The 22,775-nt window shown below is 70.0% G+C and carries 22 protein-coding genes; 16 read left to right on the top strand and 6 right to left on the bottom strand.

Annotated features, from left to right (window positions below):
• Window positions 1–44: 44 nt before the first annotated feature.
• Window positions 45–1,406 carry an acetamidase/formamidase family protein gene (locus tag DBV35_RS23475; RefSeq protein ID WP_108662838.1) on the top strand — a complete coding sequence of 454 codons (1,362 nt, stop codon included), beginning with the start codon at window positions 45–47 and terminating at the stop codon, window positions 1,404–1,406.
• Window positions 1,407–1,437: 31 nt separating this feature from the next.
• Here the strand turns inward: DBV35_RS23475 and DBV35_RS23470 are convergent, their stop codons facing one another.
• Entirely contained in the window at window positions 1,438–2,286 is an 849-nt protein-coding gene (locus DBV35_RS23470; RefSeq protein WP_108663435.1) for an SDR family NAD(P)-dependent oxidoreductase, read from the bottom strand.
• A gap of 346 nt (window positions 2,287–2,632) precedes the next feature.
• On the opposite strand from DBV35_RS23470, the gene hemN reads away from it, so the two are divergent.
• The 3 genes from hemN (at window position 2,633) to DBV35_RS23460 (ending at window position 4,862) form a co-directional block, all read left to right on the top strand.
• Window positions 2,633–3,985 carry an oxygen-independent coproporphyrinogen III oxidase gene (gene hemN, locus DBV35_RS23465; protein WP_108662837.1) on the top strand — a complete coding sequence of 451 codons (1,353 nt, stop codon included), beginning with the start codon at window positions 2,633–2,635 and terminating at the stop codon, window positions 3,983–3,985.
• A gap of 148 nt (window positions 3,986–4,133) precedes the next feature.
• Complete coding sequence (locus DBV35_RS30345; protein ID WP_157961934.1) at window positions 4,134–4,286, top strand: DUF5993 family protein; 153 nt, start codon at window positions 4,134–4,136, stop codon at window positions 4,284–4,286.
• Window positions 4,287–4,295: 9 nt separating this feature from the next.
• Window positions 4,296–4,862, top strand: coding sequence for a disulfide bond formation protein B (locus DBV35_RS23460; RefSeq protein WP_108662836.1), 567 nt, complete (start codon window positions 4,296–4,298; stop codon window positions 4,860–4,862).
• 4 nt (window positions 4,863–4,866) lie between these two features.
• Here the strand turns inward: DBV35_RS23460 and DBV35_RS23455 are convergent, their stop codons facing one another.
• The 4 genes from DBV35_RS23455 to DBV35_RS23440 are packed head-to-tail and all read right to left on the bottom strand — an operon-like array spanning window position 4,867 to window position 10,065.
• Window positions 4,867–6,054, bottom strand: coding sequence for a mandelate racemase/muconate lactonizing enzyme family protein (locus tag DBV35_RS23455; protein WP_170135020.1), 1,188 nt, complete (start codon window positions 6,052–6,054; stop codon window positions 4,867–4,869).
• Window positions 6,051–7,205, bottom strand: coding sequence for a mandelate racemase/muconate lactonizing enzyme family protein (locus tag DBV35_RS23450; protein WP_205648839.1), 1,155 nt, complete (start codon window positions 7,203–7,205; stop codon window positions 6,051–6,053). The genes DBV35_RS23455 and DBV35_RS23450 overlap by 4 nt, the downstream gene beginning before the upstream one ends.
• A complete protein-coding gene (locus tag DBV35_RS23445; protein ID WP_108662833.1) occupies window positions 7,205–8,587 on the bottom strand; it encodes a hypothetical protein in 1,383 nt (460 codons plus the stop codon). The genes DBV35_RS23450 and DBV35_RS23445 overlap by 1 nt, the downstream gene beginning before the upstream one ends.
• Window positions 8,587–10,065, bottom strand: coding sequence for a sulfatase-like hydrolase/transferase (locus DBV35_RS23440; RefSeq protein WP_108662832.1), 1,479 nt, complete (start codon window positions 10,063–10,065; stop codon window positions 8,587–8,589). The genes DBV35_RS23445 and DBV35_RS23440 overlap by 1 nt, the downstream gene beginning before the upstream one ends.
• A 548-nt stretch (window positions 10,066–10,613) precedes the next feature.
• On the opposite strand from DBV35_RS23440, the gene DBV35_RS30340 reads away from it, so the two are divergent.
• The 7 genes from DBV35_RS30340 (at window position 10,614) to DBV35_RS23410 (ending at window position 16,787) form a co-directional block, all read left to right on the top strand.
• Complete coding sequence (locus tag DBV35_RS30340; RefSeq protein ID WP_170135019.1) at window positions 10,614–10,790, top strand: hypothetical protein; 177 nt, start codon at window positions 10,614–10,616, stop codon at window positions 10,788–10,790.
• 32 nt (window positions 10,791–10,822) lie between these two features.
• On the top strand, window positions 10,823–11,803 hold the full coding sequence (locus DBV35_RS23435; RefSeq protein WP_157961931.1) for a Bug family tripartite tricarboxylate transporter substrate binding protein: 981 nt from the start codon (window positions 10,823–10,825) through the stop codon (window positions 11,801–11,803).
• Window positions 11,804–11,867: 64 nt separating this feature from the next.
• Entirely contained in the window at window positions 11,868–12,341 is a 474-nt protein-coding gene (locus DBV35_RS23430) for a tripartite tricarboxylate transporter TctB family protein (RefSeq protein WP_108662830.1), read from the top strand.
• 19 nt (window positions 12,342–12,360) lie between these two features.
• Window positions 12,361–13,872 (top strand): tripartite tricarboxylate transporter permease, encoded by a 1,512-nt coding sequence (locus DBV35_RS23425; RefSeq protein WP_108662829.1) that lies wholly within the window; start codon window positions 12,361–12,363, stop codon window positions 13,870–13,872.
• Complete coding sequence (locus tag DBV35_RS23420) at window positions 13,869–15,029, top strand: UxaA family hydrolase (protein WP_108662828.1); 1,161 nt, start codon at window positions 13,869–13,871, stop codon at window positions 15,027–15,029. Before DBV35_RS23425 ends, DBV35_RS23420 begins: the two co-directional genes overlap by 4 nt.
• Window positions 15,026–15,340: a UxaA family hydrolase gene (locus DBV35_RS23415; protein WP_108662827.1), complete on the top strand. Its 315-nt coding sequence runs from the start codon at window positions 15,026–15,028 to the stop codon at window positions 15,338–15,340. Before DBV35_RS23420 ends, DBV35_RS23415 begins: the two co-directional genes overlap by 4 nt.
• Complete coding sequence (locus DBV35_RS23410) at window positions 15,333–16,787, top strand: sulfatase-like hydrolase/transferase (RefSeq protein ID WP_205648838.1); 1,455 nt, start codon at window positions 15,333–15,335, stop codon at window positions 16,785–16,787. The genes DBV35_RS23415 and DBV35_RS23410 overlap by 8 nt, the downstream gene beginning before the upstream one ends.
• On the opposite strand, the gene DBV35_RS23405 is transcribed toward DBV35_RS23410, so the two are convergent.
• Window positions 16,765–17,715 (bottom strand): LysR family transcriptional regulator, encoded by a 951-nt coding sequence (locus DBV35_RS23405; RefSeq protein WP_108662825.1) that lies wholly within the window; start codon window positions 17,713–17,715, stop codon window positions 16,765–16,767. The two genes, DBV35_RS23410 and DBV35_RS23405, sit on opposite strands and share 23 nt — an antisense overlap.
• A gap of 117 nt (window positions 17,716–17,832) precedes the next feature.
• On the opposite strand from DBV35_RS23405, the gene DBV35_RS23400 reads away from it, so the two are divergent.
• The 5 genes from DBV35_RS23400 (at window position 17,833) to DBV35_RS23380 (ending at window position 22,652) form a co-directional block, all read left to right on the top strand.
• Window positions 17,833–18,792 carry a tripartite tricarboxylate transporter substrate binding protein gene (locus DBV35_RS23400; protein ID WP_157961930.1) on the top strand — a complete coding sequence of 320 codons (960 nt, stop codon included), beginning with the start codon at window positions 17,833–17,835 and terminating at the stop codon, window positions 18,790–18,792.
• A 25-nt stretch (window positions 18,793–18,817) separates the two neighbouring features.
• Window positions 18,818–19,321, top strand: a complete 504-nt coding sequence (locus DBV35_RS23395) for a tripartite tricarboxylate transporter TctB family protein (protein WP_108662823.1) — start codon at window positions 18,818–18,820, stop codon at window positions 19,319–19,321.
• A gap of 3 nt (window positions 19,322–19,324) precedes the next feature.
• The gene (locus tag DBV35_RS23390; RefSeq protein WP_108662822.1) at window positions 19,325–20,827 is read left to right on the top strand and encodes a tripartite tricarboxylate transporter permease; all 1,503 of its coding nucleotides are present in this window, start codon (window positions 19,325–19,327) and stop codon (window positions 20,825–20,827) included.
• Window positions 20,824–22,275, top strand: coding sequence for a sulfatase family protein (locus DBV35_RS23385; protein WP_205648837.1), 1,452 nt, complete (start codon window positions 20,824–20,826; stop codon window positions 22,273–22,275). Before DBV35_RS23390 ends, DBV35_RS23385 begins: the two co-directional genes overlap by 4 nt.
• 128 nt (window positions 22,276–22,403) lie before the next feature.
• Window positions 22,404–22,652, top strand: a complete 249-nt coding sequence (locus DBV35_RS23380; RefSeq protein ID WP_108662821.1) for a WGR domain-containing protein — start codon at window positions 22,404–22,406, stop codon at window positions 22,650–22,652.
• Window positions 22,653–22,775: the final 123 nt, after the last annotated feature.

The following is a 22,775-nucleotide window of genomic DNA, read 5'->3' as shown; positions in this document are numbered from 1 at the left end:
GCAACGCACGAGTTGTTCGTGATGTCGACAAGGGAGAAGCAGCGATGTCGTTGATCGAGAAACTAACGGCCTCAGCCGGAATTCTTGCACTGTGCGCCGCGGGCGGCGTGTCCACCGCGATGGCGCAGGTGGATTGCGCGGCGGCCCCGGAAGGCGCGGCCCATCACACCATCAAGGCCAGCGCCGACAGCGTCCACTGGGGCTATTTCTCGAAGGATCTGGAGCCGCAGGCGGTGATCCAGTCCGGCGACTTCGTCACGATCGAGACCCTCACCCATCACGCGAACGACGACGCGGCGCGCATGGTGACCGGCGATCCGGGCGCGGAGAGCGTGTTCAAGTGGGAGCCCGGCGAGAAGGGGGTCGACCGCCGCGGCGCGGGTCCGGTCGACGCCTCGATCCACGGGCGCGGCGCGGGCGAGGGCTTCGGCGTCCACATCCTCACCGGCCCGATCTATGTCTGCGGGGCCGAGCCCGGCGACGTGCTGGAGGTCCGCATCCTCGACCTCGCCCCGCGTCCGTCCGGCAACCCGGACTATGAAGGCAAGACCTTCGGCAGCAACGCGGCCGCCTGGTGGGGCTTCCACTTCAACGACCTGCTCGAGGAGCCGAAAGGGCGCGAAGTCATCACGATCTACGAGATCGATCCGTCGGGGAAGAAGAACTGGGCGAAGGCCGTCTACAGCTTCCGCTGGACGCCGCAGACGGACCCGAGCGGCGTCGTCCACGAGCAGATCGACTATCCGGGCGTGCCGGTCGACCATTCGACCGTGGAGGAAAAGTCGGGCGTGCTCGCGGACGTGCGCGTGCCGATCCGCCCGCATTTCGGCACGATGGGCGTCGCCCCGCGTGAGGCGGACTATGTCGATTCCATCCCGCCCTCCTATTTCGGCGGCAACATCGACAACTGGCGCATCGGCAAGGGCGGGACGATGTACTACCCGATTGCCGTCGAGGGCGCTCTCCTCTCCGCCGGGGATCCGCACGCCGCGCAGGGCGATTCGGAGCTCGCCGGCACCGCGATCGAGACCTCGCTCACCGGCGTGATCCAGGTCGTCCTCCACAAGGCCGACGCCCTCGCCGGCACGCCGATCGAGGGTCTCGACTTCCCGCTTCTCGAAACGCAGGACGAGTGGGTCGTCCACGGCTTCAGCTATCCGAACTATCTCGCCGAGCTCGGGGACAGCGCGCAGGCCGACATCTATTCGAAGTCCTCGATCGACAACGCGATGCGCGACGCCTTCCGCAAGATGCGCAAGTTCCTGATGGGCACCTACGGGCTCACCGAGGACGAGGCGATCTCGCTGATGTCGGTCGCGACGGATTTCGGCGTGACGCAGGTCGTGGACGGCAACTGGGGCGTCCACGGCGTCCTCAACAAGAGCGTCTTCTCCGGCGCGCAATAGTCGAGGGGGAGGGCGGCGCGCCGCCCTTCGCTCACCCCTTCAGGAAGGCGGCGAACGCGTCCTGATAGTCCGGATGCCAGCGCGACAGAGGCGGGCGGTTCTCCACGATATCGCCCGCCGCCCAAAGGATGCGCCGCTCGTCGACCGGGCGCGGCACGTCATTGTCCGGGCACAGGATGTAGAAGTCGCCGGCTTCGAGGCTCTTCAGCATGAAGTCGACCGTCTCGTCGGCCGTCCACGCGCCTTCCGGCTTCTCGGTACGGCCGCGCGCGGTGAGGCCGGTATAGACGAAGCCGGGGATCAGGAGATGCGCGCTCACCCGGCCGTTCGCCGTGTTGCGCAGCTCGTGCTCCAGCGCCTCGGTGAAGGTCTTCACGCCCGATTTCGCGACATTGTAGGCCGGGTCGCCGGGCGGGGTGGTGATGCCCTGCTTGGAGCCGGTGTTGATGACAAGGCCGGGCCGGCCGCGCGTGATCATCCCCGGCACGAAGACCTGCGAGCCGTGGATGATGCCCCACAAATTCACCGCGAGGACGCGCTCCCACGCCTCGGCCGGGCCGAAGATGCCGCTGCCGGGCTGGATGCCTGCATTGTTCATGAGGACGTCCGTCCCGCCGAAGCGCGCGTTGACGGCGGCCTCCAGCGCCCTCACGGATTCGACCTTGCTGACATCGACCCGCTCCGCCATGACGCTGTCGGCCCCGTCCGGCGCGATCGCTGCTAGGGCTTCGGCGCCGGCGGCGAGCGCGGCTTCGTCGAGGTCGGCGATGCAGACCTTCAGCCCGCGCTCGGCGAAGCGCTTCGCGGCGGCGAGGCCGATCCCCTGCGCGCCCCCGGTGATCACGGCGACGGAACCGGCTTCAATGGCGGTGAATGGCATGGCGATCTCCTTGTCGTGTCGGCGCTCGGGAGGGCGGGCCGGCGCCGCACGCTCCCACGCGTCGTTCTGATGTTCCGGCGTGGCGCGACGGTGCAGCGGCTTCTGCGCCGCGCGGGACCGCATTCAGGCAACCACGCTTCCCCCCTGCCTCCTAGCGCGCTTTGCGCTCGATGGGAATCGATCGGGCGATCAAGAAATCGCGGATCGTGGACAGCCGGCCGCCATGCGAGCGCGAGGGGCCGCCCCGACCCCCGCGCGCGGCGCGGTTGATCCGGATCAAGGTGCCGCTCCGCGCCGCATGACAAGCGAGGCGACCGATCGCCGCCGTTCCACGAGGGGTTTCGCCATGACCGATGTGATCGCCCGCCACTCGATGACCACCGTGCCGCGCTACACGAGCTATCCGACCGCGCCGCACTTCCATCCCGGCATCGACGAGGCGGCCTATCGCGGGTGGCTCGGCGCGCTCGACCCGGCGGATGCGGTCTCGCTCTATCTCCACGTCCCCTTCTGCCGCGAGATCTGCTGGTATTGCGGCTGCAACATGAAGCTCGTCGGGACGCGCCGCGCCCCGGTCGAGGACTATGTCGACACGCTCATCGCCGAGGTCGACAGCCTCGCCGCCGCGCTCCCAGCGCGGATGCGGGTCGCCCACATCCATTGGGGCGGCGGCACGCCGACGGTCCTTGCCGGCGCCGAGCTTGCGCGGGTGATGGAGCGCGTGCGCGCGCGCTTCACGGTCGAGGCGGACGCGGAGATCGCGATCGAGTGCGACCCGCGCACCTTCGACCGCGAGAAGGCGGCATGGCTCGGCCGGCTCGGCTTCAACCGGGCGAGCTTCGGCGTCCAGGAGTTCGACCCGAAGGTCCAGGCGGCGATCAACCGGATCCAGCCGCCCGAGATGGTGGAGGCGGCCGTCGCGGCGCTCGGCGAGGCGGGCATCAGCAACGTGAATTTCGACCTCATCTACGGCCTGCCGCACCAGACGAGTGCGATGCTCGTCGACACGGTCGCCCGTGCGCTCGCGATCGGGCCGAAGCGGATCGCCCTCTTCGGCTACGCGCACGTTCCGTGGATGGCGAAGAAGCAGCGCCTCATCCCGGCCGAGGCGCTGCCGGGCGCGGCGGCCCGGCTCGAGCAGGCGGAGGCGGCTGCGCGCGCGATCGTGGCGGGCGGGATGGTGCCGATCGGGATCGACCATTTCGCGGCGCCGGACGATGGGCTGGCGCGCGCCGCGCGCGAGGGGACGCTGCGCCGCAATTTCCAGGGCTATACGAGCGACCGGGCGACGACGCTCCTCGGCGTCGGCGCGACCTCGATCGGGCGCACGCCCGGCGGCTATGTCCAGAACATCGCGGAGACGGGCGCGTGGGCGCGAGCGGTGGGCGAGAGGCGCCTTCCGGTCGCAAAGGGCGTCGCCCTCACCGGCGAGGACCGGCTGCGCGGCGACATCATCGAGGCGCTGATGTGCTTCGGCGCCGCCGACCTCGACGCCGCGACCGCCCGCTTCGGCGCGGCTCCCGGATGGGCGGACGATGCGCTCGCGGCCCTCGCCCCCTTGGCGGACGACGGGCTCGTCACCATCGAGGGCGGGCGAATCGCGCTCACCGAGGCCGGCCGTCCGCTGGCGCGCGTGGTCGCGGCGGCCTTCGACGCCTATCGCGCGGGCGGGGCCGGGCGCCATAGCGTGGCCGTGTGAGCGCACCCCGCCTCGCCCCGTCGCGTCAGCGGTGGAGAGAGGCCGGTCGATGCCTTGCGGCAGAAGATCGCGGTCCGTAGGTTCGCCCCGATCTCCGGCCTCCCACCGCGCCGGACGACGGCAGACCAGATGGGAGATCGGCCCGATGATGAGCGTCCCGTTTTTCACCAGCGCGCTGGCGCTGATTCTGGCCTGGTGCGGCCTGCGCATGGGGGCGATCGGGGCCGGGGTGATCACCGTGGTGGCGCTGCTGGTGCTCTTCCGCTTCCACGCGACCGACGCCATCAACATCGCGCTCTGAGAGGTCACGATGTCAGAGCGTCTTGCCTACAATCTCAACATCCTCGCCCTCTTCGGCATCTCCGGCGTCCTCCTGTTCGCCTTCTACGACCAGTTCGCCAAGGGTGAATTGCCGTGCCCGCTCTGCATTCTGCAGCGCGCCGGCTTCTGCATCGTCGGGCTGGGCCTCGCGCTGAACGTCATCTTCGGCTCGTCCGGGCGGCACTATGGGCTGATGATCCTCGGCGCGTTCGCGGGCGGGGCGGTGGCGCTTCGCCAGGTGGCGCTCCACGTCGTGCCCGGCACCGGGAGCTATGGCGACCCCTTTTTCGGCCTCCACTTCTATTCGTGGGCCTTCGTGGTGTTCGGGGTGGTGGTCCTCGGGGCGGGCGTGATGCTCGTCTTCCAGCCGCCGGAGGGGTGGGGGACGCGCTTCCGCTCCGCCTTCGGCACGCTCGCGACGGTGCTCTTCTTCCTCGTCGCCTTCGGCAACGGCCTCTCCACCGTCGCCGAGTGCGGCTCGGGCCTCTGCCCGGACAACCCGACCTCCTACGAGACGTTCGACGCGCTGATGGAGCGCTTCAACAAGCCGAAATAGCGGTTCAGGCGTCGGGGCCGGCGCCGCCGATCCCGGCGAAGCTGCGCGCCACGCCAAGCGGGGTGGCGGCGGCGGCATCGAGCGCCGCACGGTCCGGCGTGAAGCCGATCCCCGGCCCCGGATCGCGCGCGACGGCGCCGTCGCAGAGGGCGGCGGCGGGTCGGCCGCGCACCGCATCATAGAGCGCGCTCTCACCCACCTGCCGCTCCAGGATCAGGAAGGACGGCAGCGCCGCCGCGACCTCGCGCGAGAGCGCGTCGAGCACCGGGCCGGCGGGGTTGTGGAGGCTCGCAAGCACGCCCGATTCCACGCCGAGGCGCAGCATCGCCATCCCTTCGAGGATCCCGGTTTCACGCAGGTCCGGCAGGATGACGTCGTGCCCGGCGAGCGCCAGGAACCGCACCGTCTCGGCGAGATTGGTGAGCGCCTCGCCGCCCGCCACCATCGCGCCCGTCCGGTGTGCGGCCTCGCGCACGGCGCGGTGGTCGTCCGCGTGGGCGAAGCGCTCGTCGAGCGGGTCCTCGATCCAGTAGAGACCGACCGGGGCGAGTTCGGCGAGGACCGTCGTCGCGAGCGCGCGGTTGAAGCGGCCGTGGCAGTCGACGAGGAGTTTCACGGCCGGCCCGATCCGCGCCCGGACCGCCGCGATGCGGGCGAGCCCGGTGTCGAGCGCGCCGTTCGCGGTGCGCGGCCCCATAGCCGACCAGCGCACCCCGTCGAAAGGGGCGATCTTGATCGCGCGATAGCCTGTGCCGACGATCTCCGCGGCGCGGGCGGCGAACCCCTCCGGCGAGCGGTCGGCGATGCCGCGATTGATGTTGGCGTAGCAGGGGATCGGGTCGCGGAAAGGGCCGCCGAGGAGCGTCGCGACGGGAAGGTCCGCGCGGCGGGCGAGGGCGTCGAGGAGCGCGCCTTCGAGGGCCGTGCGCAGGATCTTGCGCGGCGCGGGCATCTGCATCTGGTCGAGCGCGGCGAGCGCCGGGCCGGTGACGGCGAGCCCCTCCGCACCGAGCCGGGCGTCGAGCGCCGCGATCTCTGCGTTGACCGCGTGCTCCTCCCCGAAGAGGGACGCCTCGCCGAAGCCGACCGTCCCGTCCGAGAGGCACGCCTCTACGAAGATCCACGCCGTCTTCGCCGAGACCGGGACGGTGTGGGCGCGAAGGCGCGCGAGGCGCAACGCATCGCCGCTCACGCCGTGACCTCGCCCTCGCGCGCGATCAAGCGGGAGACCGAAGCGCGGTCGGGCGCGACGCCGAGGCCCGGCCCCTCCGGTAGCGTCCACGCGCCGTCGACGAGCGGCGGCAGGTCGCCGACGAGGAGGGTGCGGAGCGGGTTGTCGTTGACATCGGTCTCGAGGAGGCCGTCGCCGCCGGCCGCGGCGAGGAGGTGGGCGGCCGCGACGAGGCCGACCGCACCCGCCAGGTGATGCGGGCAGAAGCGCCGGCCGGCCCCGAGCGCGCGCCGGGCGACCGCGAGGCCGCCCGAGAGCCCGCCCCATTTGCCCGCGTCCGGCTGGGCGACGGCGAGCCAGCCTGCCGCGAGCGCGACCTCGAAGGCGGGAAGGCCGCGCATGTTCTCCCCCGCCGCGATCGGCAGGCCGACGGCGGCGACCGCCTTCCAGTCCGCCTCGGTGGCGTCGGCCGGGAGCGGCTCCTCCAGCCATTTCGGGCCGAGCGGGGCGAGCGCCTCCGCCATCGCGACGGCCTCCTCGCGCCCCCACCCCTGGTTGGCGTCGACCATGAAAATGTCGCCCACACCCAGCGCATCGGCGACTTCGGCGGCGTTCGCGAGGTCGCGATCCCGGCCGAAGCCGAGCTTCAGCTTGAAGGCGCGGAAGCCCGCCGCCTGCGCGCGCCGCACCGTCTCGCCGGGGTCGGTCGGGTTGATGCCGCTCGCATAGGCCGGGACCGCCGAGACCGTCGACCCGAGGAGGCGGTGGAGGGGCTCGCCCGCGCGCCGGGCGGCCAGGTCCCAGAGCGCCATGTCGAGCCCGCCGAGAACCTGCGCGAGCGGGCCGAACTCGCCGGTCTGGAGCGCGAGGGTGGCGAGCTTGGCTTCCAGCGCCACGGGCGTCGCACCGGCGCGGATCGCACGGCCGAGGATCATGGGCGCGACGATGCGTTCGAGGAGCAGCGCCCGGTGCTCGGCCCCGAAGGTCGGGAAGTTGCACCAGATCTCGCCCCACCCGACGGCGCCCTCATCGTCCTCCAGCCGCACGAGGAGGGTCGCGCGCGCGTCCATCAGCCCGAAGGCGGTCGGCATCGGCCGCTCGAGCGGGATGCGCAGCGCGAGCGTCGAGATCCGCGCAAGGGTGATGTCGGCGGTGTTTGCGGAAAGATCCATCATCCCCTCACGATGGTCGCGAGCGCGGCGAGCTTCTCATCCGAGAGATAGCCGTACCGGTTCATCCAGAGCCGCCCGTCCGCTGCCTCGAAGGCGACGCGCGCGCGGCGCGTCACGTCCTCGATCGGCCCGTAGCCGTGGCCGAAGGCGGAGACGGGGCAGGCCCCGCCGACCGCCTCGCGCGCGTCCCGGATCTTCGCCGCCATCGCCGCGTCCCCCGCCGGGTGCGCCATGTCGGGTTCGGGATAGAGGAGGGCGGAGAGGGCCGCCGCCGGCCCTCCGGTGTCGGCGAGCGCGACGAGGGCGGCGCCGAGTGCATCGGGCGCGACGCCGCTCCCCGCCATCGCATCCCCCCAGTTCCGCAGGATCATCGGCCAGTGCATCGTGTAGAGCTTGACGCCGATCTCGTCCGCGATCGCCCCGGCCGCGGCGAAGTCGAACCCTGAGAGGCGATGGAAGGGCGGCGGGAAGGCCTGCGGGACGAGCGCGATCGAGGCCGGCAGCGCCTCCCGCCACGCCGCGATCAGCCCGACCGAGAGGGCGCGCTTCAGGGCGAGAAGGTCCGCGACTCCCGGATAGTCGGAGGCGAGACGGTCGAGCCATTCGGCGGCGGATGGCGCGGCGATCGCGGCGGAGAGGCCGGCATCCGTCAGCCCCTTGGTGAGATAGTCGCGCAGCGCGAGCGTGTCGCGGCGCATCCGGCCGGTGTCGATCCCCATCGCCTCCGCGCGGGCGAGCACGTGGGGGGAGAAGTCGAAGAAGAGCGCGCCGAAATGGTAGGGCGGATATTCCGGCCAATCGATCCGCAGTGCGTCGATGTCGGGATAGGCGCGGGCAAGGTCGGTCGCGAGCGCCTTCGCGTAGGCGAGGATTTCGGGCGCGGCGAGGCTCGCGTTGAGGTCGACGCGTCCCTCCACCGGCCGGTCGTCCGGGCCGAGCGGCGCATCTTCCGGCCGTGGTCCGCCGAACTGCACGCGGTAGCCGGGCGGGATCGCGGACTGGACCTGCATGTGGACGGTGAGGCCGCGCGCCTTCGCGGCACCGATGAAGCGGGCGACGATCTCGCCTTCGCGGGCGGTGAGGGCGTCGGGCTCGGGCGGCTGGTAGGCGAGCCCCTCATAGAGGCTGGGGTCGGGCGCGAAGCTCGGCGCGGTGCGCACCCACAGATCCCGCCGGCCCCACAGGAGCCGGTCGAGAAGGCGCACCTTGCCGGCGCCGCCATCGGCCGGCGGCTCGCGCGAGCCGGTGCCGTCGGCGACGGGCTCCATCACATAGGGGCTCGTCGCGAGCGCAGTGGCGCCCGCCGCTTCCAGATTGTCGAGCACGCGCTCGATGCCTTCGGCCTGCGCCCATTCGGGCAGGACCGTCACGCCGAAGAGCATCAGCCCGCTCCCACCACGTTGGTCGGATCGTCGAGCGGCGGCGGCGGGTAGTGGAGCCCGCGCTGGCCGGAGAGGCCGCGATTGGCGCCGGGCGCGAAGGTGAGCGCCGGGCTCCCGACGAGGCGGCCGTCCTCCACGAAATCGAGGTCGGCGCCATAGAGCTCGGCCGCGAGGCGCGCCTCCAGGTGGGCGCGGATCTCGGCGAAGGCGGGGTCGGCCGCGCGGTCGGCGCACTCGTCGGGGTCGGCCTCGATGTCGAAGAGCTGCACGACATTGCCGGCCGGATACCAGATGAGCTTGTGGCGCCCGTCATGGATCATGCGCGTCGCCTTCGCCCCTTCGAGGGATTCGCAATAGAGCGTCTCGCGCCGCGCCTCGCCCGTCATCGAGAGGCCGTCGCAGGTGTCGGGCACGGGGATGCCGGCAAGGTCGAGCAGCGTCGGCATGATGTCCTGGAGGCCGACGAGGCGGTCGTCGACGCTGCCGGGCGCGGTGGTGCGGTGGCCGGCGGGCGGGATCAGGATCATCGGGATGTTGGCCGACCCCTCATACATCAGCCGCTTCGCGTAGAGGCCGAAATCGCCGAGCATGTCGCCGTGGTCGCCGCACAGGAGGATAGCCGTGTCGTCGAGGATATTCTCCTCGCGCAGCGTGCCGATCACGATGCGGAGCTGGGCGTCGATGTGGGTGCAGAGCGCGTAGAAGGCGCGCCGCACGTCGGCAAGCCGCTCCGGCCCGAGCTGTTCCCAGAAGCCGCGCACCGCCTGGAGCGCGAAGGGGACATCCTTCCCCCAGTCCGCCTCCAGCGCCGCCGGCATCTCGCGCCGCGCATAGCGCTCGAAATAGGCCGCGAGGGGGACGAGCGGGGGATGGGGCTGGGTGTAGGAGAGGTGCCAGAAGCCCGGCCGCGTCGGGTCGCGCCGCTTGATCGTGCGGCACATCGCGAAGGTCGTCCAGTTGGTGACGTGGCAGTCTTCCGGCAGATGCCAGGTCCGCCAGCCATAGTCGTTGTTCGACATGCCGTGGAAGAACTGGCGGCCGGGAAAGCCGCGATCGGAGAGGTAGAGGTCGTGGTCGTCGACGGCGCCGAGCTGCGGCCGGCCCTCCTCGGCGATCAGCGCCTCCTCGAACCCGATCCGGTTGCGCTGCGGGTAGACGTGGAGCTTGCCGACGGCCGCGCTCTGGTAGCCGGCGGCGGTGAAGGTGCCGGCGAGCGTCGGCAGGTCCGGCATGGTGAGTGCGGGCTGGAAGACGCGGTCCCCGTGGGTGCGCGGGGTGGTGCCCGTCATCATCGTCCGCCGTGCCGGAATGCAAATCGGGCACTCCGAGTAGGCGCGGGGGAAGCTGATGCCGTTGCGCGCCATCTGGTCGATGGTGGGTGTTTCGACAACGGGGTGGCCACGGTGGCCGAAAAGCCGGCCGGGCCATTGATCGACCGCGATGAGGAGCACATTCGGCCGCGCCGAATTGGTATTCATCCAATTTCCCCCCTGCTGCGGTCGGCCCGCCGCCCCGTTGGATCGGGGCTTGTCCATCGCCGCGCAATGCACTTATTGTGGCAAGGTCTAACCAACGAAAACAAACGCGTCCACCGCATTGCGGGAGAGACGTGTTGGGAAGAGACGCTCATGACCAAGCATTCCGCAGTATTGCCGGAGCGAAGACCGATCGCGTTCGCCGCGCGAGCTGTGCTGACCTAGTCGAAGCCTCACGACACGACAGCAGGACATCGCCTGTACAGGGCACCCGATGTGTTTCGTCGCCTGCGCGGTCGCCGCGCCGGGCCGATAAACGATTTCCTGAATTGTCGATTTCCAAGGGGCTTCGGGGATGCACGACCGCGTCGGCGCACCGAGGACGTCCGGGTTTCAACACGCTGGCCACTCCAATTTCCTGATATCCTATCTATCAGGTAGGAATAGTTGACATACAAGCCTCTTCCGGTGGAGTATCGGACCGCTCAAAGGCGTTCGCCGGTCGGATCGCCGAGCGTGTGAGGTGACCCATGGTCCGAAATATGCGGTTGATGTTCCTGCGTCTCTCGAAGCTTTCGCCGCTCGGAATGCAGTCGGACAACGAATTCCGCCGGCCGGCCGATGCCGGTCGCCGACGTCTCGATGAAGATCTGGACTCGTCGTCCGACGATGTCGGTCTTCTGACGGCAATGATGGCTGGGGGGATCTTGGGTGATCCCAACCGATGACGAACAACACGCCTGAGAGGAGGAAAGTTGCGATGATGAAGACATGTGTGGTGGCCGGTTTGGCGAGCGTCCTGTCGCTCGGCATGGCGACGGGTGCGATGGCCGAATGGCCGGAGAAGCCGATCAAGGTGATCGTCCCGTTCCAGGCGGGCGGCACCTCCGATCAGGTGACCCGCGCCTACCAGGTGGCGCTCCAGGAAAACGAGATCCTGCCCGAGCCGCTCACCGTCGTGAATGTCGGCGGCCACTTCTCGATCGGCGCGCGCCAGGTGATGGAGGCCGAGCCCGACGGCTACACCTTCCTCACCCTCCACATCGCGCTGATGGGCGGCGAGGGCGGCGGCGTCTTCGACTTCGGCTATCGCGACTATGAGCCCGTGGCGACGACCGGCGAGTTCTGCGTCCTGCCGGTGGTGCGCAAGGATTCGGGCATCGATTCGGTCGAGCAGCTTCTCCAGAAGGCGGCGGACGAGCCCGACACGCTCCTCTTCGGCGCCAATCTCGGCGCGATCAACCATATGGGCGGCATCCTCCTGCAGAACCTCGTCGACGGGGCGAAATTCCGCTTCGTGCAGATCGGCGGCGGCACCGCGAACTTCACCGCGCTCACCGGCGGGCAGACCAACGTGTCCGTCCTCTCGGCGGCCGAGGTCGCGAACTTCACGCGCAACCCGGACGGGACCGAGATCGCCGACACCCAGATCAAGCCGCTCGCCTACACCGGCGCGGAGCGGGTCGGGGTGCTGAAGGAGATCCCGACCATGAAGGAGCTCGGCTACGACCTGAACTACTGCGTCGAGAGCTGGTGGTTCGCGCCGAAGGGTACGCCGCAGGAGGCGATCGACGGGCTCGCGAACGCGCTCGAGGAGGCCTCCAAGACCGAGCGGATCCAGAAATTCTACGAAGAGAAGATGTTCAGCCCGACCTTCCTGAAGGGCGACGCGATGCAGGCCTCCCTCGACGCGACGTGGCAGCGCATCGAGCCGGTCGCCAAGCAGGCCGCGCAGAAATAGGACCCACCATGACGAACCTTGACCGGCCGGGCGATTCATTCGCCCGCGCCAGCGGGACGGGGCGATGATGGCGGGCGCGGCGCGTTGGGCGTTCGGCGTCAGCCTGTTCTTCGTCCTCGTCTGTCTCGCGGTCCTGTGGGAGACGCGGGACATCCCGCCCGGCACCTTCGAGCCGCTCGGCTCGGCCCCGGTGCCGCAGGCGACGGCGCTGATCGTGATGCTCCTCAGCCTCTTCATCGCCTTCATGGCCTGGCGCTCGGGCGCGGACATGGCGATCGGGGAGACGTCCGCCGAGCGGCCCCACACGCTCGACGCGTTCGCGACCGGGCTCCTCACCATCCTCTACGTCGCGCTCCTCGATGCGCGCGTCGTGAATTTCGCGCCGCTGACGGCGATCTACCTCTTCGTCACCATCGGCTTCCTCGTGCGCTTCCGTCCCCGCCCGCTGATCGTGGCGGCGCTCATCTCGGCCGTCATGGGCTGGGGCTCCGCGCTCGTGTTCACGCGCCTCTTCGTGGTCGACCTGCCCGGCCTCTAGCCATTTCCTGGAGATAGTGATGATCGAGGGCCTCACCGGCGCTCTGTTGCACCTGATGACACCGCTGCCGTTCCTCTACGTCCTCATCGGAACGGTCGCGGGCATCGTCGTCGGCGCGATCCCCGGCCTGTCCGGCGCGATGCTGATCGCGCTGACCTTGCCGCTGACATTCTACATGCAGCCCGTCAACGCGATCGTGCTGCTCATCGGCATGTATGTCGGGTCGATCACCGGCGGGCTGATCACGGCGACGCTCCTGCGCATGCCCGGCACCCCGTCCAACGTCGTCACGACCTTCGACGGCCACCCGATGGCGATGGCCGGCAAGCCCGGCCGCGCGCTGGGGCTCGGCATCGCCGCCTCGTTCGTCGGCGGCATGGTCTCCTGGGTCGTGCTCCTCTTCCTCGCCAAGCCCCTGTCGATCTGGGCGACGCGCTTCGGGCCGTTCGAATATTTCACCCTCATCCTGATGGCGATGGTCCTCATCGCGTCGGTGAGCCAGGGCTCGATGATCAAGGGGCTCGTCTCGGGCTTCCTCGGGATGCTCGTCTCGATGCCGGGCGTCGATCCGTCGGCCGGCCAGCCGCGCCTCACCTGGGACTGGTACGTCCTCAATGGCGGGCTGAAGCTTCTCCCCGTGCTCATCGGCATCTTCGCCGTCAGCCAGGTGATCGGCGACATCGTGACGATCGGCAAGCGCATGGAGCGGGTCGAGACGCGCGTCTCGGGAATGCTCATGTCGCTGAAGGACTGGCGCGACCAGGCCTGGAACATGTTCCGCTCGTCGATCATCGGCACCTGGGTCGGCATCCTGCCGGGCATCGGCGCCTCGATCGGCTCGATCATGGCCTACACGACCGCCCGCAACATGTCCCGCCATCCCGAGGAGTTCGGGCGCGGCTCGGAGGAGGGGATCGTCGCTTCCGAATCGGCGAACAACGCCACCATCGGCGGCGCGCTGATCCCGCTGATCGCGATGGGCATTCCGGGCTCGGTCATCGACGCGATCCTCATCGGCGCGCTGATGATCCACTCGATCACGCCGGGGCCGACCCTCTTCATCACCAACGGCGACATCGTCTGGGCGATGATCGCGGCCTGCCTCGTCGCCAACATCCTGATGTACGTCGTCATGATGGGCTCGGTGCGGGTCGTCGCGCGGATCATGTACGTGCCGCGCCACTATCTCCTGCCGGTGATCCTCGTCTTCTGCGTGATCGGCACCTTCGCGCTCGACAACACGATGTTCGACGTGTGGGTGATGCTCGCCTTCGGCGTCGTCGGCTTCGCGATGGAGAAGGGCGGCTTCCCGCTCGGGCCCTTCGTGATCGGCTTCGTCCTCGCGCCGCTGATGGAGGAGAAGCTGCGCTCCGGGCTGATGATGACGGCCGGCTCCATCGAGCCGATCTTCACCCGCCCGCTGCCGCTGATCTTCCTCATCATCTCCATCATCCTCCTCGTCTGGCCGTTCTTCCGGGCCTGGATGGAGAGCCGTTCGCGCCGTCTTCCGGCCGGGGCCGACGCGCCATGAGGGAGGACGCATTTCTGGGCTTTGCCCGCAAGGACGGCCGGTTCGGCACGCGCAACCACCTCCTCGTCCTCTCGGTGACGGGGCTGACGGGGCCGGCGAGCCGCCGCATCGCGGCGACGCTGAAGGCCGTCTATGCCGGCTCCCCCTATGGCAGCGGCCTGATGGGGGAGGACCGGGCGACCCACCGGCGCGCGCTCGCCGGCCTCGCCACCCACCCGAACGCCGGCGGCGTCATCGTGGTGGGGGCGGACGGGCTGCTCGTCGACGAGATCGCGGAGGCCGCCACCGCCTCCGGCAAGCCGACGGTCGCGCTCACCTTCGACCACTGCAACCACGACGCCCATACCCTCATCGATCGCGGCATCCGCCGCGGCGCGCGCCTCATGAAGCATCTTTCGCGTGAGCGGCGCGAGGCGATCCCCCTTTCCGGACTCGTCCTCGGGCTCGAATGCGGTCGCTCCGACCCGTCCTCCGGGCTTGTCGCCAATCCGGTGATCGGGCGCGTCGCGGACCGCGTGGTCGCCGCCGGCGGAGTCGCGATCATCGGCGAGACGATCGAGTGGCTCGGCGCGGAGGACCGGCTCGCCGCGCGCGCCGCCGATCCCGCGCTCGCCCGCGCCATCGAAGGCGCGGTGCTGCGGCGCGAGGCGGCGGCGGTGGCGGCGGGCATCGACCTCACCGGCAACAATCCGAGCCGGACGAACATCGATGCCGGCCTCACCACCATCGAGGAGAAATCGCTCGGCGCGGTCGCGAAGTCCGGGACGAGCCCCGTCGCGGGCCTTCTCGACTATGGCGAGGCGCCGCCCTGCGCCGGGCTCCACGTCATGGACGCGCCGGCCTATGCGCCCGAATCCCTCACCGGGTTCGTGGCGGCGGGGGCGAACCTCCTCCTCTTCGCGACGGGGGTGGGCAACTCCTATGGCTCGCTCATCGCCCCGACCGTGAAGGTGACGGGCAATCCGGACTCCGCCGCCCGCCTCACCGAGCAGATCGACGTCGACCTCTCGCCCGCCTTCAACGGGGACGAGACGATGGAGGCGGCTGCCGACCGCCTGTTCCGCGCCACCCTCGAGACGTCGGGCGGCGCGCTCACCTTCGCCGAGATCTTCGGCGAGGGGGACGAGGTGATCAGCCGCTACGGGGCCGCGCTGTGAGCGCCGCGCCGGGCGAGGCCCGCGCGATCGTCCTCGACGCGGCCGACAATGTCGCGACCGTGCTCGTCGCGCTCGCCAAGGGCGACAGTGTCGGCCTCGACGGGGCGGGGGAGGGGGCGGGCCGCCTTACGGCCAACGCGGCGATCCCGCGCTGCCACAAGATCGCGGTGCGCGCCGTCGCGGTGGGGGAGCCGGTCCGCAAATATGGCGCGGTGATCGGGCTCGCGACCGCCGCCATCGCGCCGGGCGACCATGTCCACGAGCACAATGTCCGAAGCCGTCGCGCGCAGGGGGAGGCGAAGTGTGGCTGACGCTCCGAATCTGTTGTTCATCTTCTCCGATCAGCACGCCCGCCACGTGACGGGCGCCTACGGGGACGGCGTGATCGAGACGCCCAATCTCGACCGCATCGCCGCCGAGGGCGTCACCTTCGACAACGCCTACTGCCCGTCCCCGATCTGCGTGCCGAGCCGCATGTCGATGCTGACGGGGCGCTGGCCGCACAGGCAGGATTGCTGGACGAACGACGACGTCCTGTCGTCCGGGATCCCGACATGGCTGCACGCGATGGGGGCGGGGGGGCACCGGCCGACCCTCATCGGCCGCCTCCACGCGCTGGGGCCGGACCAGCTCCACGGCTATGCCGAGCGCGAAGTGGGCGAGCACTCGCCGAATTTCCCCGGACCGCCGCGCCACGGGCTTGGCCCTCTCGCGGGCGCGAACGACCCCGACCCGCGTGCGCTGAGCGCCAGCGGCCCCGGCCTCAGCGCCTACCAGGCGAAGGACGAGGCGGTGGTGGAGGCGGCGGTCGACTGGCTGCGGCGCCGGGCGAGCGAGCCCTTCTGCCTGACGGTCGGGCTGATGCTGCCGCACCCGCCCTATGTCGCCGACCCCGAGGCCTATGCGCGCTATGAGGGCCGCGTGCCCGACCCGGTGCGTCCGGTGCCCGAGAACGAGCACGCCTTCTATCGCTGGTGGCGTACCGATCGCGGCATCGCGGACCCGGACCCCGACGACGCGCGCCGCGCCCGCACGGCCTATTACGGGCTCGTCCACCGGATGGACGAGATGATCGGCCGGCTCCTCGACACGCTCGACGAACTCGGCGTCCTCGACGAGACGCTCATCGTCTACGCCTCCGACCATGGCGACCATATCGGCGAGCGCGGCCTCTACTGGAAGCACACCTTCTTCGAGGAATCGGCCGCGGTTCCCATGATGATGCGCCTGCCGGGGGTGCTGCCGGCGGGCGAGCGGCGCGGCGAGATCGTGAACCTCACGGACCTGTCGCAGACGATGCTGGAGGCGCTCGGCGCGCCGCAGCTTCCGAACGCGGACGGGGTCAGCTTCTGGCCGCTCGCGAAGTCCGCCGGGACGCCCTGGCGCGACGAGACCTTCTGCGAATATTGCACCGACAGCGTGCCCTATTGGACGGGCGGACGCGCCGTGCAGCAGCGCATGATCCGCGCGGGGCGCTACAAGCTGTGCCTCTTCGACAGCGAACCGCCGCTCCTCTTCGACCTCGCCGAGGATCCGCACGAGACGCGCAATCTCGCCGGCGATCCGGCGCACGCGGCGGTGCTGCGCCGTCTCACGGCGCGCATCCTGGAAGGCTGGGAGCCGGGCGACATCGCGCGCCGGATGCAGACGCTGCGGCGCGACAAGGACATCCTCGCGGACTGGGCGCGCACGATCCGCCCGGCGAGCCAGCACGTGTGGGTGTTCGACCCCGCGATCAATGTTCTCGCGCCGCGCTGAGGGCCGGGACGCGGACCTCCGGCGCCGGATCGCCCCGGCAGATCCGCTCGATCTCCGCGATCAGCGCCTCGGCCGCGGGGTTGGGGGCGGTGCCGCGGCGCATGATGATGCCGGCCGTGCGGCGCCAGCGCGCCTCCGGGGCATCGAGGGCGACGATCGGGCCGGGGTCGGTCTCGCGCAGCTGTCCGACCGCGTGGAAGCTCAGATAGTCCGCGTGCTGCATCAGGGTGAGCTTCAGCGCGGCGATGTCGGTCTCGATGATCGCGTCCGGGGCGGGGAGGCCATGCGCCTGGAAGATCGCCTCCAGCCGCAGCACCATGTGCGAGGCGCGGCCCGGCAGGATCCAGGGAAAGTCCAGCGTCTCGGCGAGTGCGATCGGCCCGGCGCGGCGTGTCAGCGGATGGTTCGCGCGGGCGATGATCCGGTACTCGTCGTCGATGAGGGGGCGGCCGGTGAGGTCGGGCTCGATCGGCGTCGGCGCCGCCATCGCGGCGAGCACGAAGTCGAGCTCGCCGGCCCTGAGGCGCGCCTTCAGCTGATCGTCCATCCCCCCGAAGAGCTCCAGATGGACGAGCGGCCAATCCTCCCGGAAGGTCGCGATCGCGGACGGCAGGACCGAGCGCTGCCAGGACGGTCCGGCCCCCACACGCACGCGGCCGAGAAGGCCCTGCTTCAGCGCTGCGATCTCCTCCAGCGTCTCGCGCACGCTGGCGCGTACGGTGAGCGCGTGGCGCAGGATCACCCGGCCATAGACGGTGAACGTCACCCCCCGCGAGCGCCGGTCGAACAGCGCCGCGCCGACCTCGTCCTCCAGGCGGTGCACCGCCTTCGTCAACGCCGGCTGGCTGATGCCGAGCCGGTCCGCCGCCGCGCGGAAGCTCCCGCATTCCTCGATCGCGACGAGATAGTCCGCGAGCCGATCTTCCATGTCTGACTGATAACCTGGGGTTATTGCATGTCTAACAAACTGTGCTTGTCCCGACCTTGGGGCTGGTGTCAACTGGCCGGACAAAAACAAAAAGGCCTTCGGCCTAGGGAGGACTACATGGCCCGTTCGTTCACGCGCCGCGTGGCGCTCGCGTGCGCGCTCGCCTTGGCGGTACCCGCTTCGGCGTTCGCCTTTCCCGATCAACCGATCAAGATCATCGTGCCGACCGATCCGGGCGGCGCCATCGACGGTCTATCGCGCATCTTCCAGAAGGCGTTCGAGACCGGCAACGTGCTGAACGAGAGCGTCGTCGTCATCAACATGGCGGGCGCGGGCGGCACGATCGGCACGCGCGCCATCAAGGACGCCGAGCCCGACGGTCACACGATCGGCCTCTGGCACGACGGCATCGTCACGTCGAAGGCGATGGGCGTCGTCGATTTCGACCAGTCCGATTTCGAGATCATCGGCGCGACGGGCTTTGCCGACATGGGCCTCGCCCTGTCCAAGGAAGGCCGCTTCGGCACCTTCGAGGAGCTGCTCGCCTTCGCCAAGGAGAACCCCGACACGGTGACGGTCGCGGCCAATATCGGCCTGCCGGTCCATTTCGTGCCGATGCGCGTCGCGACGGAGGCGGGGGTCGAGCTGCGCTATGTGCAGGTCGGCGGCGGCGCCAAGCGCTACCAGTCGCTGCTCGGCGGCCACACCGACACCGCGCTCTTCTCGACGCAGGAGCTCGTGCAGTTCCAGGAATCGGGCCTCAAGCCGGCGCTGATGCTGACCGACGAGCGCGTCGCGGAACTCCCGGACGTGCCGACCGCGAAGGAGCTCGGCCTCGACGTCGTGGTCCCGTCGCAGCGCATCTGGCTCGCCCCGAAGGGGACGCCGGAGGACCGCTTGAAGATCCTGCGCGACGCCTTCCGCGAGGCGATGAACCAGGAAGAGGTGGCGGCCCAGCTGCGCGGTTTCGGCCTCAACCCGAAATTCCTCGAGCCCGACGTCGTGCGCGCGCAGCTCGAAGAGGCGCTCGCCGAGACGCTGCCGCTCGTCCCGGCCGCGCGCAAGGCCGTCCAGTAAAGCGCGGCCGGCATCGGAGCACGATGTGAGCACGACCGCGCGTCTCGCCCGGATCTTCGGGGCGAGCCGGACGCCCCGCAGCGATGTCGGCCTCGCCGCCGGCGTCGCCCTTCTCGCGGGGCTCATGTGGTGGCAGGCCTCGAAGATCCCGCCACCCTTCTTCGACCCGCTCGGCTCGGCCGCCGTGCCGCGCGGCGTCGCCCTCGTCCTCACGCTGCTCGGCGCGGTCGTGCTCCTGCGCGCGATTGCCGCCCGGCCCTGGCCCGCCATCGTGCGGGAGCGGGACTACAGGACGCGGCCCGACATCGCCGTCGGCATCTACGTCCTCGCCCTCGCCTATGTGGGGGTGATGGCGGCCGGGGTCCTCGGCTTCCAGACCGCGACGATCCTCTTCCTCGCCGCGGGCACGGCGCTCCTGTCGATCTTCCACCTGCGCTCGATCGTGACCGGCCTCGTCCTGGCGGTCATCCTCGGCGTCGGCGGGACGCTCCTGTTCACCCAGTTCTTCTACATCGACCTTCCGCGGTGAGAGATGCTCGCTGACCTTCTGGGCGCCTTCGGCTACATCTTCAGCCCGGTGCCGTTCCTCTGGGTTCTGCTCGGCACGACGCTCGGCATCTTCGTCGGCGCGGTGCCCGGCCTGACGGGCGGGATGCTGATCGCCCTGTCGATCCCGCTGACTTTCACGATGAACTCGACCCACGCCCTCGTCCTGATGGTGGCGATGTATGTGGGCTCGGTCTCGGGCGGCCTCATCAGCGCGACGCTGCTGAGGATGCCGGGCACCCCGTCCTCGGTCATGACGACCTTCGACGGCTACCCGATGGCCGCGCGCGGCGAGGCGGAGCGGGCGCTCAGCCTCTCGATCGGCGCCTCCCTCGTCGGCGGCCTCATCGCCGGCGTGTTCCTCGTGGTCCTCTCCGTGCCGCTCTCGCGCTGGGCGACCACCTTCGGCCCGTTCGAATATTTCGCGATGGTGCTGATGGCGCTCGTCCTCATCGCCTCGATCAGCCAGGGCTCGATGGTGAAGGGGCTCCTCGCCGGCGCGCTCGGCATCGCCTTCGCGCTCCCCGGCCTCAACCCCTCCGACGGACAGCTCCGCCTCACCTTCGGCTGGCACGAGCTCGATGGCGGCTTCGCGCTGCTCCCGGTCCTCCTCGGCGTCTTCGTGATGAGCCAGATCATCACCGACGCGTTCGAGATCGAGAAGAAGGCGAGCCCGATCAAGGTGGGGGGCGGCTCGCTGCTCCTGGCGCTCTCGACCTGGCGCCGGCACGGGGTGAACCTCCTGCGCTCCTCCGTCATCGGCACCTGGATCGGGATCCTCCCCGGCGTCGGCGCCTCCATCTCCTCGATGGTCGCCTACGCGACGGCGCGCAGCGTCTCCAAGGACCCGGACGCCTTCGGCACCGGCTCGGAGGAAGGGATCGTCGCCTCGGAGGCGGCGAACAACGCCAATGTCGGTGGTGCGCTGATCCCGCTCATCACGATGGGCATTCCCGGCAGCCCGATCGACGCCATCCTTCTCGGTGCGCTGATCCTGCACAACATCCAGCCGGGCCCGCTCCTCTTCGTGAACAATGCCGACTTCGTGTGGGCGCTGATCGCGGCCTATCTCGTCGCGAACGTCCTGATGTTCGTCATCATGACCTACTCGGTGCGGTGGATCGCCCGGCTGATGCTCGTCAACCGCGCGCTGCTCCTGCCCGCGATCTTCGTCGCCTGCGTCGTCGGCTGCTACGCGCTCCACAACCGCATGTTCGACGTGTGGGTCATGCTCTTCTTCGGCCTCATCGGCTTCGGCATGGCCCGGTGCCGCGTCCCGCTCGGACCGTTCGTCATCGGCTTCGTGCTCGCCGGCATCCTCGAGGAGGAACTCCGCTCCGGCATGCAGCTCACCGCCGCCGGCTTCTGGGGCATCCTCGACCGGCCGATCGCGCTCGGCTTCCTCGCCGTGTCCGCCCTCACGCTGATCTGGCCGTTCGCCCAGACGGCCCTCGCCCGCAAACGTCGCGCCAAGGAGACCACTTCGTGACGAACGTCCTCTTCATCATGTCGGACGAGCATTCCAAGCGCGTCGCCGGCTTTCACGGAAACGACGTGATCAAGACGCCGAATCTTGACGCGCTCGCCGCCTCCGGCACCGTCTTCGACGCCGCCTACACGAACTGCCCGATCTGCGTGCCGGCGCGCGCCTCGTTCGCGACGGGCCGCCACGTCCACGAGATCGGCAACTGGGACAACGCCTTCCCCTATGACGGCACGCCGCCGTCCTGGGGGCACCGCCTGCAGGAGGCCGGGCACCGGTGCGATTCCATCGGCAAGCTGCACTACCGCTCGGTCGAGGATTCGGCCGGCTTCGACGACGAGATCCTGGCGCTCCACGTCCTCAACGGGCAGGGGGATATCCAGGGGATGGTGCGCCGCCCGCCGCCGCCGCGCACCTCGACGGCGCAGCTTGCCGCCGACGCGGGGCCGGGGGAATCGAGCTACACCGGCTACGACCGCAAGATCCGCGACGCCGCCTGCGACTGGCTGCGCGAGGCCGCGCGCGCGCCGGACGAGAAGGACTGGACGCTCTTCGTCTCATTCGTCTGCCCGCATTTCCCGCTGGTCGCGCCGCAGGAATTCTTCGACCTCTACCCGCTCGATACGCTGCCGATGCCGCGCCTGCGCGGCCCCGGCGACTTTCCCGACCACCCGGTCCTCAAGAAGCTGCGCGAGGTCCAGAGCTACGAGGACCATTTCCGCGACGAGGCCCACGTGCGCACCGCGATCGCGGCCTATTACGGGATGGTCTCCTTCCTCGACGACAATATCGGCCGCATCCTGAAGACGCTGAAGGAGACCGGCCTCGCCGAGGACACGCTCGTCGTCTACACCTCCGACCACGGCGACAATCTCGGCACGCGCACCTTCTGGGGCAAATCCAACATGTACGAGGAGTCGGCGGGGATCCCGCTGATCCTGTCGGGCCCCGGCGTCGCGGCGGGCCGGCGGATCGCGACGCCCGTCTCCCTCGTCGACGCGCATCCGACGATCCTCGAGACGGTCGGCGTCGCGCCGCATCCGGACGACAGCGACCTGCCGGGCCGCTCGCTCCACGCCATCATGGAGGGGGCCGACGAGGACCGGACGGTGCTCAGCGAGTATCACGCCGTCGCCTCGATCACCGGGATCTTCATGGTCCGCTTCGGGCGCTACAAATACATCCACTATGCCGGCCACCGACCCCAGCTCTTCGACCTCGCGGCCGATCCCTACGAGACGCGCGATCTCGCGCTGGAGGGCGGCCACGAGGCGGCGATCACGGAAGGGGAGCGGCGGCTGCGGGCGATCTGCGATCCCGAAGCGGTGAACGCGCGCGCCTTCGCCGACCAGGAGGCGCGGATCGCGGAACTCGGCGGCGTCGAGACCGTGCTGAACGCGGGGAGCTTCCCCTACACGCCCGCCCCCGGCGAGACGCCGCGCATCTCGGCCTGAGGCCCCGGCACGGCGCGTGCCATGGCGAAATTGCGGTGGAGGGCGGCGTTTGCCGCCTCAACGCCGGGTGCGCGAGAGACTAGAGTGATCCGTGCGGCGGCCCTCGTGGCGCCGCGCGGGAGCCCTCCATGCAACTCGACCTCTTCCCGACGGACCTGCACCTGCGGTGTATCGACATCGAGGCGAACAAGCGCCGCTACTATGCGATGTCGATCCAGCGCACGCTGTTCGACGAGTGGGAGCTCGTGCGCGAATGGGGGCGGATCGGGGTCAGCGGCCGGATCCGCCGCGACCTCTATCCGAGCGTCGGCAAGGCGCTCGACGCGCTGCACGACATCGCCCGCTCGAAGCGCAGCCGGGGCTACGAGACGCTCTAGCTGTGATTTCTCGCGAGGTTGTTCAGCGCAGTCTCGGGAGATAGGCCGGCGAGCGCGGCGTGTTGGCGATTGCGATTGTACCACATGAGCCACCTCGGCAGATCGCGCGCGCGGCTGGCTGAA

This window comes from Acuticoccus kandeliae (assembly GCF_003073115.1).
Note: the sequence above shows the minus strand (reverse complement) of the source record. Positions and strands in the feature narration are given on the sequence as shown.

What these genes read in the sequence shown, in the direction of transcription:
- DBV35_RS23475 (WP_108662838.1), top strand. Translation starts at nt 45, where the DNA reads ATGTCGTTGATCGAGAAACTAACGGCCTCAGCCGGAATTCTTGCACTG.
- DBV35_RS23470 (WP_108663435.1), bottom strand. Translation starts at nt 2,286, where the DNA reads ATGCCATTCACCGCCATTGAAGCCGGTTCCGTCGCCGTGATCACCGGG.
- hemN (WP_108662837.1), top strand. Translation starts at nt 2,633, where the DNA reads ATGACCGATGTGATCGCCCGCCACTCGATGACCACCGTGCCGCGCTAC.
- DBV35_RS30345 (WP_157961934.1), top strand. Translation starts at nt 4,134, where the DNA reads ATGAGCGTCCCGTTTTTCACCAGCGCGCTGGCGCTGATTCTGGCCTGG.
- DBV35_RS23460 (WP_108662836.1), top strand. Translation starts at nt 4,296, where the DNA reads ATGTCAGAGCGTCTTGCCTACAATCTCAACATCCTCGCCCTCTTCGGC.
- DBV35_RS23450 (WP_205648839.1), bottom strand. Translation starts at nt 7,205, where the DNA reads ATGGATCTTTCCGCAAACACCGCCGACATCACCCTTGCGCGGATCTCG.
- DBV35_RS23445 (WP_108662833.1), bottom strand. Translation starts at nt 8,587, where the DNA reads ATGCTCTTCGGCGTGACGGTCCTGCCCGAATGGGCGCAGGCCGAAGGC.
- DBV35_RS23440 (WP_108662832.1), bottom strand. Translation starts at nt 10,065, where the DNA reads ATGAATACCAATTCGGCGCGGCCGAATGTGCTCCTCATCGCGGTCGAT.
- DBV35_RS30340 (WP_170135019.1), top strand. Translation starts at nt 10,614, where the DNA reads ATGTTCCTGCGTCTCTCGAAGCTTTCGCCGCTCGGAATGCAGTCGGAC.
- DBV35_RS23435 (WP_157961931.1), top strand. Translation starts at nt 10,823, where the DNA reads ATGATGAAGACATGTGTGGTGGCCGGTTTGGCGAGCGTCCTGTCGCTC.
- DBV35_RS23430 (WP_108662830.1), top strand. Translation starts at nt 11,868, where the DNA reads ATGATGGCGGGCGCGGCGCGTTGGGCGTTCGGCGTCAGCCTGTTCTTC.
- DBV35_RS23425 (WP_108662829.1), top strand. Translation starts at nt 12,361, where the DNA reads ATGATCGAGGGCCTCACCGGCGCTCTGTTGCACCTGATGACACCGCTG.
- DBV35_RS23420 (WP_108662828.1), top strand. Translation starts at nt 13,869, where the DNA reads ATGAGGGAGGACGCATTTCTGGGCTTTGCCCGCAAGGACGGCCGGTTC.
- DBV35_RS23405 (WP_108662825.1), bottom strand. Translation starts at nt 17,715, where the DNA reads ATGGAAGATCGGCTCGCGGACTATCTCGTCGCGATCGAGGAATGCGGG.
- DBV35_RS23400 (WP_157961930.1), top strand. Translation starts at nt 17,833, where the DNA reads ATGGCCCGTTCGTTCACGCGCCGCGTGGCGCTCGCGTGCGCGCTCGCC.
- DBV35_RS23390 (WP_108662822.1), top strand. Translation starts at nt 19,325, where the DNA reads ATGCTCGCTGACCTTCTGGGCGCCTTCGGCTACATCTTCAGCCCGGTG.
- DBV35_RS23380 (WP_108662821.1), top strand. Translation starts at nt 22,404, where the DNA reads ATGCAACTCGACCTCTTCCCGACGGACCTGCACCTGCGGTGTATCGAC.